The 12,697-nt window shown below is 64.0% G+C and carries 18 protein-coding genes and 1 tRNA gene; 13 read left to right on the forward strand and 6 right to left on the reverse strand.

What is annotated here, in order from left to right:
- Window positions 1-10: 10 nt before the first annotated feature.
- Window positions 11-166, forward strand: a complete 156-nt coding sequence (locus VFF99_RS13370; protein ID WP_325018694.1) for a malonyl-CoA decarboxylase domain-containing protein — start codon at window positions 11-13, stop codon at window positions 164-166.
- Between the two features lie 104 nt (window positions 167-270).
- On the opposite strand, the gene VFF99_RS13375 is transcribed toward VFF99_RS13370, so the two are convergent.
- Window positions 271-534, reverse strand: coding sequence for a hypothetical protein (locus VFF99_RS13375; protein WP_325018661.1), 264 nt, complete (start codon window positions 532-534; stop codon window positions 271-273).
- A 187-nt stretch (window positions 535-721) separates the two neighbouring features.
- On the opposite strand from VFF99_RS13375, the gene VFF99_RS13380 reads away from it, so the two are divergent.
- From VFF99_RS13380 to VFF99_RS13400, 5 genes are all read left to right on the forward strand, one after another.
- Window positions 722-1,099, forward strand: a complete 378-nt coding sequence (locus VFF99_RS13380; RefSeq protein ID WP_325018663.1) for a hypothetical protein — start codon at window positions 722-724, stop codon at window positions 1,097-1,099.
- A 74-nt stretch (window positions 1,100-1,173) separates the two neighbouring features.
- On the forward strand, window positions 1,174-1,857 hold the full coding sequence (locus tag VFF99_RS13385; protein WP_325018665.1) for an SDR family oxidoreductase: 684 nt from the start codon (window positions 1,174-1,176) through the stop codon (window positions 1,855-1,857).
- Window positions 1,858-1,867: 10 nt separating this feature from the next.
- Complete coding sequence (locus VFF99_RS13390; protein ID WP_325018667.1) at window positions 1,868-2,077, forward strand: SlyX family protein; 210 nt, start codon at window positions 1,868-1,870, stop codon at window positions 2,075-2,077.
- A gap of 9 nt (window positions 2,078-2,086) precedes the next feature.
- Window positions 2,087-2,398 (forward strand): DUF2288 domain-containing protein, encoded by a 312-nt coding sequence (locus tag VFF99_RS13395; RefSeq protein ID WP_325018669.1) that lies wholly within the window; start codon window positions 2,087-2,089, stop codon window positions 2,396-2,398.
- A 13-nt stretch (window positions 2,399-2,411) separates the two neighbouring features.
- Window positions 2,412-2,834, forward strand: coding sequence for a hypothetical protein (locus VFF99_RS13400; protein WP_325018671.1), 423 nt, complete (start codon window positions 2,412-2,414; stop codon window positions 2,832-2,834).
- Here VFF99_RS13400 and VFF99_RS13405 read toward each other — a convergent pair whose 3' ends face one another.
- The 3 genes from VFF99_RS13405 to VFF99_RS13415 all read right to left on the reverse strand — a co-directional run bounded on the left by VFF99_RS13405 (window position 2,835) and on the right by VFF99_RS13415 (window position 6,215).
- The gene (locus VFF99_RS13405; RefSeq protein WP_325018673.1) at window positions 2,835-3,740 is read right to left on the reverse strand and encodes an NAD(P)/FAD-dependent oxidoreductase; all 906 of its coding nucleotides are present in this window, start codon (window positions 3,738-3,740) and stop codon (window positions 2,835-2,837) included.
- Window positions 3,741-3,755: 15 nt separating this feature from the next.
- Entirely contained in the window at window positions 3,756-4,187 is a 432-nt protein-coding gene (locus tag VFF99_RS13410; protein ID WP_325018674.1) for a hypothetical protein, read from the reverse strand.
- Between the two features lie 249 nt (window positions 4,188-4,436).
- Complete coding sequence (locus tag VFF99_RS13415) at window positions 4,437-6,215, reverse strand: DUF4214 domain-containing protein (RefSeq protein WP_325018676.1); 1,779 nt, start codon at window positions 6,213-6,215, stop codon at window positions 4,437-4,439.
- 255 nt (window positions 6,216-6,470) lie between these two features.
- On the opposite strand from VFF99_RS13415, the gene VFF99_RS13420 reads away from it, so the two are divergent.
- From VFF99_RS13420 to VFF99_RS13430, 3 genes are all read left to right on the forward strand, one after another.
- Window positions 6,471-6,896, forward strand: a complete 426-nt coding sequence (locus VFF99_RS13420; protein ID WP_325018677.1) for a hypothetical protein — start codon at window positions 6,471-6,473, stop codon at window positions 6,894-6,896.
- A gap of 105 nt (window positions 6,897-7,001) precedes the next feature.
- Window positions 7,002-8,096 carry a DNA polymerase IV gene (gene dinB, locus VFF99_RS13425; RefSeq protein WP_325018679.1) on the forward strand — a complete coding sequence of 365 codons (1,095 nt, stop codon included), beginning with the start codon at window positions 7,002-7,004 and terminating at the stop codon, window positions 8,094-8,096.
- Between the two features lie 32 nt (window positions 8,097-8,128).
- Window positions 8,129-9,040 carry a recombination-associated protein RdgC gene (locus tag VFF99_RS13430; RefSeq protein WP_325018681.1) on the forward strand — a complete coding sequence of 304 codons (912 nt, stop codon included), beginning with the start codon at window positions 8,129-8,131 and terminating at the stop codon, window positions 9,038-9,040.
- Between the two features lie 69 nt (window positions 9,041-9,109).
- Here VFF99_RS13430 and VFF99_RS13435 read toward each other — a convergent pair.
- Window positions 9,110-9,186: transfer RNA gene (locus tag VFF99_RS13435), tRNA-Asp, on the reverse strand.
- Between the two features lie 137 nt (window positions 9,187-9,323).
- Here VFF99_RS13435 and pip point away from each other — a divergent pair.
- The gene (gene pip, locus VFF99_RS13440) at window positions 9,324-10,280 is read left to right on the forward strand and encodes a prolyl aminopeptidase (RefSeq protein WP_325018683.1); all 957 of its coding nucleotides are present in this window, start codon (window positions 9,324-9,326) and stop codon (window positions 10,278-10,280) included.
- Between the two features lie 49 nt (window positions 10,281-10,329).
- Here the strand turns inward: pip and VFF99_RS13445 are convergent, their stop codons facing one another.
- Window positions 10,330-10,860 (reverse strand): SRPBCC family protein, encoded by a 531-nt coding sequence (locus VFF99_RS13445; protein WP_325018685.1) that lies wholly within the window; start codon window positions 10,858-10,860, stop codon window positions 10,330-10,332.
- A gap of 190 nt (window positions 10,861-11,050) precedes the next feature.
- Here VFF99_RS13445 and VFF99_RS13450 point away from each other — a divergent pair, with 190 nt between their 5' ends.
- From VFF99_RS13450 to VFF99_RS13460, 3 genes are all read left to right on the forward strand, one after another.
- Window positions 11,051-11,545, forward strand: a complete 495-nt coding sequence (locus tag VFF99_RS13450) for a TonB family protein (RefSeq protein ID WP_325018687.1) — start codon at window positions 11,051-11,053, stop codon at window positions 11,543-11,545.
- Between the two features lie 73 nt (window positions 11,546-11,618).
- Complete coding sequence (locus VFF99_RS13455) at window positions 11,619-12,404, forward strand: ankyrin repeat domain-containing protein (RefSeq protein WP_325018690.1); 786 nt, start codon at window positions 11,619-11,621, stop codon at window positions 12,402-12,404.
- Between the two features lie 33 nt (window positions 12,405-12,437).
- Window positions 12,438-12,697: NUDIX domain-containing protein (locus VFF99_RS13460; protein WP_325018692.1), on the forward strand; the 260-nt coding region annotated here is incomplete at its 3' end.

Consider the following 12,697-nt stretch of genomic DNA (forward strand, 5'->3'; position numbering starts at 1 on the left):
CCTGAACTGGCTGGCGGATACCTCCGACAAGGGCTGGAAGCAGTCGGCGGGGATGATGGTCAACTACCTGTATCGCAAGCCGGACCTCGAAGGGAACCACGAGCGGCTGATGTTGAAGGGGGAGGTGGCGATGTCGCGGGCTATTCGCGCGCTGGTGCTGGATTAGGGAGACGGTGGGTTTCGCTGCGCTCTACCCACCCTACGGTTCTTTATAAAGGACGGTAGGGTGGGTAGAGCGAAGCGAAACCCACCGCATTCGCAGCTGTCCCTTCACACTCGCCCCTTGTTGACCAGCTGTTTTTCAAATGCCGCGTCATGCTTGCTGATGCGCTGCTTTTTCTGCGGCCCGGTCTTGTTCACGAACTCCACGAACGCATCCAGTTCGTATTCCTCCCCGAACTTTTCCGGCGCGCTGCCCGGCGTCGCCCGCAACAGGTAAAAGTGTCCGCTGCCCGTGATGCCCATCGAGTAGCGGTAGGCGGGGTCGCGTGCGTTCAGCCGCGTGACCGCATTGCTGGCCTTCGTCGATCTCATTGCATGCCTGTGTTGATGTAGTGAAAGCCGGCGACATGCCGGCGCATGCATTCATCATAGTGCAGCCGCGATTTTCCTGAAACTTGGCGCTTTTCTTACTAAGATGAAAATGACCCGCGCCCCCAGCGGTGCCTGAATTTCCCGCCACGCCGCAGGTCGAATTGCATATCACCCGTGGAGGAGGCATATGCATAAGACGCTTCGCTTGCCGTCCATGCCGGCGGCACTCCTGGCCCTATGGCTGTTCCCCGCGCTGTGCCTCGCCCGGACACCGGGCGCGGACGAATGCAGGGAAGCCGGGGACTTCATCCGGAAGGCCGCGCTGGCGCGCGACGGCGGGATCACGGAGGCCGACTTCATCAGCCGCATCCGCGACGACATCGAGATCATGCAGTCCCTCCCGCCTGACATGCGCTGGTTCGTGCAGGATGAGGAAGACGCCGAATTCCTGCTCGCCGCGGCGACCGAGGTCTTCCAGAAACCGCGCCTGGCGGACGAGCACCAGCGCGATTTCGTGAAGGCCTGCCTCGTCAAGGCGCGCAACAAGCCGAAGTATTCGCTGTAGCCCACGTCCCCGCGGACGGCGTCGTACAATACACGTTCTTCGCGTCGTGTGCGCACACTCTTGGGGGAAAACGCATGGCTGCTCTCGACCTGACCGGCAAACGCGTGCTCGTTACGCAGTCGTCCACTTTCATGGGCCCCGCGCTGTGCGAGGTGTTCCGCGAACTCGGCGCCGAGGTGATCGGCGACGAACGCGCGCTGGACGATCCCGCCGTGCCGCAACACATGATCGATGCCGCCGGGCAGGTGGATGTGCTGCTGCTGAACATGGGCATTCCCGCGCCGACCACGCGTGCGGAAGCGGTGACGGATGCGGAATGGCGCGAGGCCTTCGCGCACATGGTCGATCCTCTGCCGCGTTTTGCGCGGGCGGTGCTGCCGCAGATGATGCAGCGCCGGCGCGGCAAGATCCTGCTGATCGGCAGCGCCTCCGCGCTGCGCGGCATCAAGCGGACCTCGACCTATTGCGCGGCACGCGGCGCACAAGTGTCGTACATCCAGGCGCTCGGCGTCGAAGCCGCGCAGCACAATGTACAGGTCAATGCGATCGCGCAGAACTTCGTGGAAAATCCGACCTATTTTCCGCCCGAGGTGCAGGCCAACCCGGCCTTCCAGGAGCGGCTCAAGCGCGAAGTGCCGCTGGGCCGCCTGGTGGCGCAGCGCGAGGACGCGATGTTCGCGGCCTACCTGAGCAGCGACGCGGCCAATTGTTTCGTGGGACAGGTGTTCCCGGTATGCGGCGGCTGGGTCGCACGATAAAAGGAAAAAGATGACAATGGAAAACCGCCTGGTCGACATCGAGCTGAAGATCGCCGCCCAGGAAGACCTGGTGGACACCCTGAACAGGATGGTCTACCAGCAGCAGAAAAAGATCGATGAACTGGAAGCCCTGTGCACCGCCCTTGCGCGCCAGCTCAGGGAAGTCCGCGAATCCATGTCCGAACGCGGCCCGGCGAACGAAAAGCCGCCGCACTACTGATTGCACATCATGATGAACGAGGAAAAAGGCGACGCCCTCCGCGCCAAGCTCAACGGAGAGACGGCGCGCATGCCGTGGAAGGCACTGGATCGTTTTTTCGCGTCGGGCGCGGTGATTGCCGTGAGCAGTGACCTCGATCTCGTCGAGGTTGCCTATTGCGTGGCAAGCGACGACAAGGATGCAGTCGCGAAGTGGATGGCCGAGAACCGCATTGCCCGCGTGAGCGATGCGCAGGCCAGCGCGTGGCTGGAAGCGGATGTTGCGCTGTGGACGGTGGTGGTCAAACCCTGGATCCTGGTGCAGCAAGACAAGACGCACTAACAGCATCGGCACCATGGCGAAGAAAGCCGCGCGCGAAAAAAATCTCCGGGCCCTTGTTGCCATCGTGGTCGCCGTGCTCGGCACCGGCTTCGGCGCCGCCTGGCTCTACATGCAGCACAAGGAAAAGCAGAGCCGAGAAATCGCTTACATGCGGCTGTCTCCCGTTGCCATCAGCCGCGACGGGCATTCGATGTCGGCCACTTTCGCCGTCCGCACCAGCCTGGCCGATGCCGACTGGGCAGCGAAGAACCGCTCCACCCTGGAGCAGGTGATGAAAAGCGCGCTGCTGGAGGCCGACCCGGTCGCCGCGCGTGCGCCCGGCGGACTGCAGGCCATGCAGGAGAAGGTGCGCGAGACGGCCAACGCGCGGCTGCAGTCCGACCGCATCCAGCAAGTGCTGGTGACCGATTTCCTCGTTTCCGAAGGCGATTACTGATTACGTCCGCAAGCGGTTGTGGATGGCGGTCGCCGCCACCGCGGCCTGTCCCATCGCAACGGTGATCTGGTTCAGTCCGGCCACGATGTCGCCCGCTGCATAGAGTCCCTCGACGGAAGTCTGCTGGTGGCCGTCGACGAGCAGGCAGCCTTCATCGGTGCAGCGCGCACCGAGCAGTTGCGCCAGGCCCGAGTTGACCATCGTCCCGAGCGCCGAGTACACCACGTCGAAACGTTCCTGCGTGCCGTCATGCAGATGGATGCGGATGCCGTCCTCGCCATACGCAAGCCGCGCAACCGGCTCGTGCACGACGCGCAGTCCCGCGCGGTCGATCCGCAAGCGCTCGTCGCTGTCCGGTTCGATGCGGCCGGCGACGGAGAACAGCGTGATCTCCGGCGTGTAGTGGCGAACGAACAGCGCCTCGCCAAGACCGGCCTTGCCGCGCCCGACCACGGCGACCTTGCGTCCGCTCGCTTCGAAACCGTCGCAGATCGGACAGTAGCGCAGGAAGCCGGCCGCCACGGCCTGCTTAGTCTCGGGAAATTCCGGCTCGACATCAACTACGCCCGTGGCAAGGATGACTGTTTGCGCAGTCCACTGCATGCCGGACGCATGCACGATGAATCCGCCATCCGGCTGGCGTTCCAGCGCTTCGACCGTGCCGGGCGTGACGGGCACGCCGTACTCCGCGACTTGGGCGCGCAGCCGTGCCAGCAGATCCTTGCCGTGGATGCCGCCGGCATAACCGGGATAGTTGTGTGAGGTCGGCACCAGCAGCAGGCGGCTGGTGCCGCCATCGAAAATGGCGAAGCGGCGCCGGAAGCGCGCGAGATAAGTGGCCGCGGTCAGGCCGGCCGCGCCCGCGCCGATGATCACGCTGTCGAGCGGGATGGATGATGTTGTCATCGGCCTTGAGTCATCCTATCGCGGCTGTTGCGGACGTCCCGGGTGGCGCGAACGCGGCGGCGGCATGTCGGCATCGTCGAGATCCATGTCTTCGCCCGTGAGCACCTGGTCGATGCGATCGACGTCGATATCCGCGCCCATCTCGACATCCGTATCCGTGCCCACCGTGCCGCGCTCGCCGGTGCCCACGGCGTCGGTGTCGGCGTCATTGCCCGTCTCGCCGGTATCCGAATCCGCATTCATGCCGCGCCATCCGCTGCTGCGCGGGTCTTCATGCGTGCCCTTGTCCAGGCCGATGTCGGGTTCCTCGATCTGGTGCGCGCCGCCTTGCACGTCGCTGCCGGTATCCGAAATATCGCTCGGGCCGAGTGCGGCGGTGCCGTGTCCCTTGCCGAGCTGGCGATCCGGTTCAGGGGTGTTGTCGGGGTCCAAAGTGCTGCTGGCCATGATATTGCTCCTGTGATTCCGTGGAAGAGCAGGGGGTGCAATATCCGTGCCGCCGCGGACGCGAAGAAAGCGCGCCGTCATCCCGGCGAAAGTCGGGATCCAGTGTCTCTTGCGCGCTGTGTCTAACGCCACTGGATTCCTGCTTTCGCAGGAATGACAGCCTCTATTTGCGGACGCACGCGAACGGCCCTGCCGCAGGTGCCGGGCCGGAATGTGTAAATTCGTCTGACGCGTGGAAAAACTTGCGTGTCAGGCAGCCACGCCGATGAGTTGAATCGCGGCATCGGTTCCGGTCGCGGTGACGGCGGCGGCGATCGCCATGCCCTTGCTGATCGAATCTTCGGCCGTGTTGTAGTTCAGTCCGTTGTCCACTGCAAAGTAGTTCGCCACGCTGACCTTGTTGTCGAGCAGGTCCGCCACCCAGCCCCAGGTCGCATGGCCCTTGAAGCTGTGCGCGGAGTCGAGCATGGTGCTGATCAGCGTGCCGCGCGTGGCACGGGCGGCAGCGATCTCCCCGGCCCAGTAGTTCACGTCCTCGTCCGGCGGCGCGCTCGCTTCGGAGCGGCCAAGGACATTCTTGTAGATGACCCGCACGAAATCCGCGTTGCCCATGTCCGCGCTGTAACCGGTCAGCGATGCGTACTGCACCGCCGCGGCATAAAACGATTCACCGATCTGCGTGACCGTTTGCCCGTCCTTGAGCTGCCCGGCCCAGTAACTGAGGCCGTCGGCGTCGGGAATGCGGTTGAAGTAGGCGATGTAGAGTTCCACGATCGACTTCAATTCGGTGGCGCTGAGCTCGCGGGCGGCTGCGCCTGCCTGCAGGTTCACCGTCATGTCCGCAAACTGCACGCGCTCGACATTGGTCAGCGACACCGTGCTTCCAGACTTGTTTACGCTGACCTGGCTGCCCGACGAAGACAGCCGCCATGCGCTCCAGTTGCCCCCCAGGACAACCGTATCCGTGCCGCTGCCGCCGTCGATGGTGTCAGCCCCGCCGCCGCTCGTGATGCGGTTCGACGCGGCATTGCCGGTGATGGTGTCGGCTCCCGGTGTAGCGATCAGGTTTTCGATTACCGTGCCGTACATGATGGACAGGTTGGCGACAGCGGCCTGGCCGCTTGGTCCCTTGCCCACCGAGCTGAATCCGCCTTCGCGCAGGTCGACCGCGGCGCCGGCGGTGAGCCCGGACAGATCGATCGTGTCCTGCGTGCCGGCGCTGTCCTGGATCAGGACCAGGTCGCGGCCGGAAATATCCGAATAGCTGTAGGTGTTGGCGTCGCCGTTGTTCACGTTCCTGGACCCGTACAGATACTGCAGCGCGAGCATGTCGTACTTGCCATACCAGGTGCGCTGCTGTCCTTCCGAGTAACCCGCGTCGCTGTACGACATCACGGTGTAATGCTGGTTATCCTCGGCCTGGCCGAGGTAGGTCGCATCGGAATCCGGGTCCGTCTCCTCGCCGGCGTTGTAGTTGCCGGGATGTTTCAGGCCGAGCGCATGGCCGATTTCATGCAGCAGCGTGGCATAGCTGTAGCTGCCCGGTGCCTGCTCGTTGCTGTACTCCAGGCTGATCCAGACGTCGCCCGCGATGTCGCTGTTCTCCGGGTCGGGCAGGAATGCGTAGCCCGACGATTCCTGCTGCACGTTGTTGCCGAAGCGGATCTGGCCGTAGTGCGTTTCCGAGTCCGCCACTTCGCGGAAGCTGATGTTCAGCATGGTCGACAGTTGCACGAGGATCCCGCGAGCTGCCGCCTTTTGCGCAGCGGTGAAGGGCTGGAAGCCGGTCGCGCCGTCGCTGTCCGTGCCGCCATAGGAAGGCGCGGCCGTCATGAAGCTGTAGGTGACCTCGACAGCAGAGCCAAGCGGGCCGCTCGCGTTCCACCGGCTGCTGGCGGACTCGAGCAAGGCATCGATGCGATAGTCGCCGGAAATCGCCTTGCCGAGGGAGGGATTGGCAGGCGCGTCGGTATTGCTGGCGTTGGCCAAAGCGGCACAGAGCGGGCAGGCGCAGGGGGTGCGGGTCATGGGGGCGGACGTTGTGAAAGTGGAAATAGGGTTATATCAAAATTGTCTGCAGTCAACAATTTTCTAAATGTTTCAGTGTTGTCTGAAAGCACAAAATCCGGAACTTCCGCGCTGGCGGCCTTGTCAGTCGGGTAACGAAAGCCGCAGCATCCCGGGAATCACGGGCTTTCTCCATGGGCGTGCCGGCCTTGTCGCCTTGTCCTTGGCGCGCACGCTGCCGAGTCCCACTTTCTTTAGGAGTTGATGATGGCAACAATGAAGAAGATTCTTTTCGGTTCCGCACTCGTCGCGCTGACTAGTCTGGCGCAGGCACAGAGCAGCACTTCCTCCACCATGACCAACGGTCCCGCCGCCGGCGTTGCCGCTCCGGTACCGGTCGACAGCAGCTCAGGTGCTTCGGGCAGCACTGCCACCGGCACTTCCGCTTCCGGCGCCGGCGCGACGGCAACCACCACCACGCCTGCACCTGCAGGGGCGGCCACCTCCACGGCCACCAGCACCCCGTCCGCCAGCACCTCGCCCGACCCGTACGTGCAGCGCCGTGAAACGCGCAAGCAGGCCAAGGCCGAGTACAAGGACAAGAAAAAGGCTGCGAAGCAGGAATACAAGGCCGAGAAGCGCGAAGCCAATGCCGCCCTGAAGGCGGCGCGCAGTGCCGAGGGCACCACGTCCGGCCGCTAACCTCCCGCCGCGCCGCCACGCGGCGGCGCATCCTGCGTGACTCCGCCTGCGGGGACGGCTTGCGGCCAGTACAATGAAGCCCTCCGTTGTCCGACGTCACGCACCGTGTCCGCCCCCATCCGCAAAGTCATCCACTGCGATTGCGATTGTTTCTACGCCGCCGTCGAGATGCGTGACGACCCTTCGCTGCGCGGCAAGCCGCTCGCCGTGGGCGGCCGGCCGGATCAGCGCGGCGTGGTGGCGACCTGCAATTACGAGGCGCGCAAGTTCGGTATCCGCTCGGCGATGGCAACGTCGCAAGCCCTGCAGCGCTGCCCAGACCTGATCGTCATGCCGCCGGCGATGGACAAGTACCGCGCCGCCTCGAAGCAAATCCTCGCGATCTACCGCGATTACACCGACCTCGTCGAACCGCTCTCGCTGGACGAGGCCTACCTCGACGTCACGGACTCTCCGCATTTCCGCAACAGTGCCACGCTCATCGCGCAGGAAATCCGGCAGCGCATTTTCGACACGGTCGGCATCACCGCTTCCGCCGGCGTCGCGCCCAACAAATTCCTCGCCAAGATTGCCAGCGACTGGAACAAGCCGAACGGCCAGTTCGTGGTCCGTCCGCACGAAGTCGACGACTTCGTCGCCGCGCTCCCCGTCGACAAGCTGTTCGGCGTCGGCAAGGTCACCGCGATGAAGCTGAAGAAGCTGGGCGCCTTCACCTGCGCCGACCTGCGCGGCTGGACCATTCCGCAACTGCAGCACCACTTCGGCAAGTTCGGCGGCAGCCTCTACGGCCTGTGCCGCGGTATCGACCGCCGGCAGGTGAACGCCAGCCACGAGCGCAAATCGGTGAGCGTCGAGGAGACCTACGTCACCGATCTGCCAGGCCTCGATGCCTGCCTGCGCGAACTGGATCCGCTGATCGCACTGCTGCGCCAGCGCGTGCAGCGCGCACAGGCCGAGCGCAACATCCACAAGCTGTTCGTGAAGATGCGCTTCGCCGACTTCCGCCGCACCACCGCCGAATGCGTGAGCAACCTGATCGACGAAGCGGCATGCCGCAAGCTGCTGGAAACCGCCTGGCAGCGCGGCAACCGCCCGGTGCGCCTGCTCGGCGTCGGCGTTCGCCTGGAAGAGGATGAGGATTTCCACCAGCTCGGCCTGTTTAGCGAGGAAACAACAGACGCTCCGGAGACCCGCGGGTAAAATGGCGCCTCCGTTTTTTTCAGGAGCGCTCCATGTGGTTCAAGAATCTCCAGATCTACCGTCTCACCGCTCCGTGGACCCTGTCCTCCGAACAGCTCGAAGCCGCCCTGGCGCCGCAAACCTTCGCGCCTTGCTCCAGCCTCGACCTGCAGACCCAGGGATGGGTATCGCCGCGCGATAACGGCATGCTGGTGCACACCGTCAATCGCCAGATGCTGCTGCAGCTCGGCACCGAGAAAAAGCTGCTGCCCTCGACCGTGATCAACCAGGTCACCAAGGCGCGCGCCGTCGAACTTGAAGAGCAGCAAGGCTTCAAGCCCGGACGCAAGCAGATGAAGGAACTCAAGGAACAGGTCACCGACGAGCTGTTGCCGCGCGCCTTCAGCATCCAGCGCAGCACGCGCGTGTGGATCGATCCCGTCAACGGCTGGCTGGTGATCGACGCCGCCGGCGCCGCCAAGGCGGACGAAGTGTTCAAGCTGCTGCTCAAGTCGCTGGAAAGCCTGCCCTTCGCCGTGCTGCGCACCGAGCGCTCGCCGTTGTCGGCCATGACCGACTGGCTGGCCGCCGATGAAGCGCCGCCCGGCTTCAGCATCGACCAGGACACCGAACTGCGATCCACCGGCGAAGGCAAGGCCACTGTGCGCTATGTGCGCCACACGCTGGACCCGGACGATGTGCGCCGTCACATCGCCAATGGCAAGCAGTGCACGCGCCTGGCGATGACCTGGGCCGACCGCGTTTCCTTCGTGCTGTCCGAAACCCTGGCCGTCAAGCGCGTCGCGCCGCTGGATGTGCTGAAGGAAAATGCGGATGCGAGCACGCAGAACGAGGATGAGCGTTTCGATACCGATTTCGCATTGATGACCGGCGAGCTGGCGAAGATGATCGCCGAGCTGGTGGAAGCGCTGGGCGGGGAAGAGCAGCAGAAGAAGGCTGCCTGACAGATGCAAGCCCGGCGCAAGCCGGGCAGGCGAAAAAAAAGACGAACCCGAAGGTTCGTCTTTTTTATTTGGCGGAGCGGACGGGACTCGAACCCGCGACCCCCGGCGTGACAGGCCGGTATTCTAACCGACTGAACTACCGCTCCAGGAAAACTGCACGACGTTTGTCACCACGTCTGAAGGGCCTGAAGTCTACAGGAAATTATTCGTCCTGGCTACACCTCCGCGAAAAAATCTGCAGCCGCTTGGCTACAATGGGGTGTCGTCAATCCCTCGTCACCCCATGAACGCGCTCCCCCTGTTTCCCCCGATCGAACCCTACCGAACCGGCATGCTGCCGGTGGACGAGATCCACACGCTGTACTGGGAAGAATGCGGCAATCCGCAAGGCCAGCCCGTGCTGTTCCTGCACGGCGGCCCCGGCGGCGGCCTGTCGCCGCGCCACCGTTGCTTCTTCGACCCCGCGCATTACCGCATTGTGCTGTTCGACCAGCGCGGCGCCGGCAAGTCCACGCCGCTGGGGGAATACCGCAACAACACCACGCCGCTGCTCATCAATGACATCGAACGCCTGCGCACCCTGCTGGGCATCGACAAGTGGCTGGTGTTCGGCGGCTCCTGGGGCTCGACGCTGGCGCTCGCTTATGGGCAGGCGCATCCGGAGCGTTGCACCGGTTTCGTGTTGCGCGGCATCTTCCTGTGCACGCCGGAGGAGATCGACTGGTTCATGAGCGGCATCCGCTGGTTCTATCCGGAAGTGCATGACGAGTTCGTCGCGGACATTCCCGTGCAGGAGCGCGGCAACCTGTTGCAGGCGTACGCGCAACGCCTGTTCTCGGACGATCCCGACGTGTACGTTCCGGCCGCCCGTCGCTGGAGCCGCTACGAAGGACGCTGCCTCTTCCTGCGCCCCGATCCCGACGCCATTGCCGATTTCACTTCCGACAAGGTCAGCATCGGCGTCGGCCGCCTCGAGGCGCATTACTTCCTGCATAAGGGATTTTTCAGCGAGGACGAGCTCATCCGCAACATCGGCCGCATCCGCCACCTGCCCGCCGTGATCGTGCAGGGCCGCTACGACGTGGTGTGTCCGCCGCTGGCGGCATTCCGTCTGCATGCCGCGTGGCCGGAAGCCAGCTTCCAAGTGATCGACGACGCCGGGCACTCCGGCTACGAGCCGGGAATTGCCGCAGCCCTTGTCGCGGCGACGGAGAAGTTCAAGACGGAAGCTTGTCGATAGAGGAAGGTAGGGGGGGAGAGCGAAGCGAAACCTACATGCGCATCACCGGCTAATGCACCCCGCGGCGCTCGATTTCCGCCACCACCGCCTCCACCGTCCGCTTCAGGTTGGCTTCCATGATGGCGCGGCCGAACAGCGGTGGAACGAAGAACTTTGGTTCCATCACGCCGCTGAAGGTAACGCGCGTTCCCGTCGCGCCGTCGTGCCCGACGGGCTCCAGGTCCCAGTGCGTGTCGTAGCGCCGCATGTCGCCCTCGACCAGCGCGACATCGATCGTCGCAGGCGGCGACTCCTCGATCTGCAACACCAGCCGTATCGTCTGCGACATGAACAGGAAACCGGCGCTGCTCTTCTGCTCGATGCGCACCACATTCCCGTCGCGCGACAACACCCGCACCGACACAAGATCCGGGACGAATTCCGGCAGGCGCGCATAGTCGGTCAGCACCTTCCAGGCCTGCTCCGGCGGCGCGTGGACGAAGCCGATCGCGGTCACCTCGAACAAGGGTTCGCCGTTGCGGACCACGCGATTGGCGTTGGCCTGGACCGGGTCGCGGCGGAAACTTTCGTGCGCGTGCATGGCGGGCATCCAAAGGAGCAGAAGTAGCAGGAACACCAGATGCTGCATAGGTGCAGCTTAGGAGGCATGCTTCGATTTGCAAGCACCGGTGGCGGGAATTTGTAACGTCTCGTAAGATTGCTTTGGAGCACGCGAAGGGCCGGATTATGTTGAATCCAGCCATGTTCACCAAGCAACGCCGCCACTTGCCATGAAGATCAGACTCCCTCTCTTGCTTATCGTCGGCTTGCTTGCCGGCTGCTCGTCGGGCCCGGCTCGTACCCCGGACGCACCCGCACCGGAAACATCCGCGCGTACCACCAAGAGAGTGGATGTTCCCGAAACGCATGCATCAGGCGCGAGCACGGTGGACGGCTACAAGCGCGATCTCGCGCTGCGTATTTCCCAGCGTAATGCAGACAGGGTCTACCCGGGACGCCCGCAGGCGCTGCTGCGCTCGGTCGTCGTGCTGCGCTACGCGGTCGATGCGGGCGGCAATCTTGTACGCAGTGAAATCCTGCGCTCCAACCGCGACCGGGAAACCGAAACAACTGCGCTGGCCACCCTGCGCAACTCCGCCCCCTTTCCCCGGCCGGCTTCCCACCTCTTGAAACGCGGCCAGCTCGAAGTATCGGAGACCTGGCTCTTCAACAACGACGGCCGCTTCCAGCTGCGCACCATCGCGCAGCCGCAGATGGACCACTGACACGCGTCCTTGCCCGGGCTGGTACGGATTATGTATCAGCCAGGGACCGGCGGATTGTGAAAGGGTACCGGCGATGGACGACGTCAACGAGCGTTTGCGGGCCGCGGCGATGCGGTCCGATGACGACGCAACGCGGGACTGCCTGCAGCAGGGTGCGCGTATCGACAAGGCAAACCACAGCGGCTGGACGGCGCTGCATCTTGCATGCAGCAGTGCAACGGCGAGCATGGCCCGCCTACTGATCGAGAGCGGCAGCGACCTGCAGGCCAGGGATGCCGGCGGAATGACCGCGCTGCACATCGCCGCCGTCAGTGCGCGGCCGGACATCGTCCAGGTGCTGCTCTGTGCGGGCAGCATGCCGGACGACACTGACCACTACGGCGTGACGCCATTGTTCCTGGCAGCAGGAAGCGGAAGCCCGGAAACGGTCCGCTTCCTTCTTGGGGCAGGTGCGCGTGTAGATATTACCGATGACATGGGCTACACCGTCCTTCACTGGGCGGCGAGCAACAAGCATCCCGACATCGTGCGGCTACTGCTGCAGGCCGCTGCCCCCTTGCATTCGAGGGACGACGAAGGGATGACGGCATTGCATGTGGCGGTCACTGCGTGCAATACGGAGGCTGTCCGGCTGCTCCTCGCCGCAGGCGCCGACGTCCTCGCCAGGAACGCGGCCGGAGAAACGCCCTTGGAAATCGCCCGCGCGCAGCGCAACGTCGACTTGCTCCGGTTGTTGTCGAAAGCCGCGTTATCCGTACAAGGACCGGCGGGCGGCAGGATGACGACTCCGCCTTTTGTCTGGCACCGCGTGGCGGACCGGCTGCTCGGTGCCGGCCTGGCATCGTTCTTGCGCGCGTAAGCCGCATTCTTTGGCTTACGCAATCCTTCAGACATGTACAAGAATCCGAGCCCCGTTTCGGTGGGCATCATCCCGTCATGCACGCCAGGACAGATCATCCTAGTCGAGCGCAGCGACGGCGGTCTCGCACTGCCCGGCGGATATATAGACGAACTGGAAGATGCGGGCACCGCAGTCAACCGGGAAGTGTTCGAAGAAGTCGGGCTGGAACTCGATGTCCGGCAGTGGCAGCTATTTTCCAGTGCGATCACCCCCGACAACAAGCTGCTGCTCTTTTCCTACTACCCGCATCC

Source organism: Noviherbaspirillum sp. (genome assembly GCF_035654295.1).
Classification (GTDB): domain Bacteria; phylum Pseudomonadota; class Gammaproteobacteria; order Burkholderiales; family Burkholderiaceae_D; genus Noviherbaspirillum.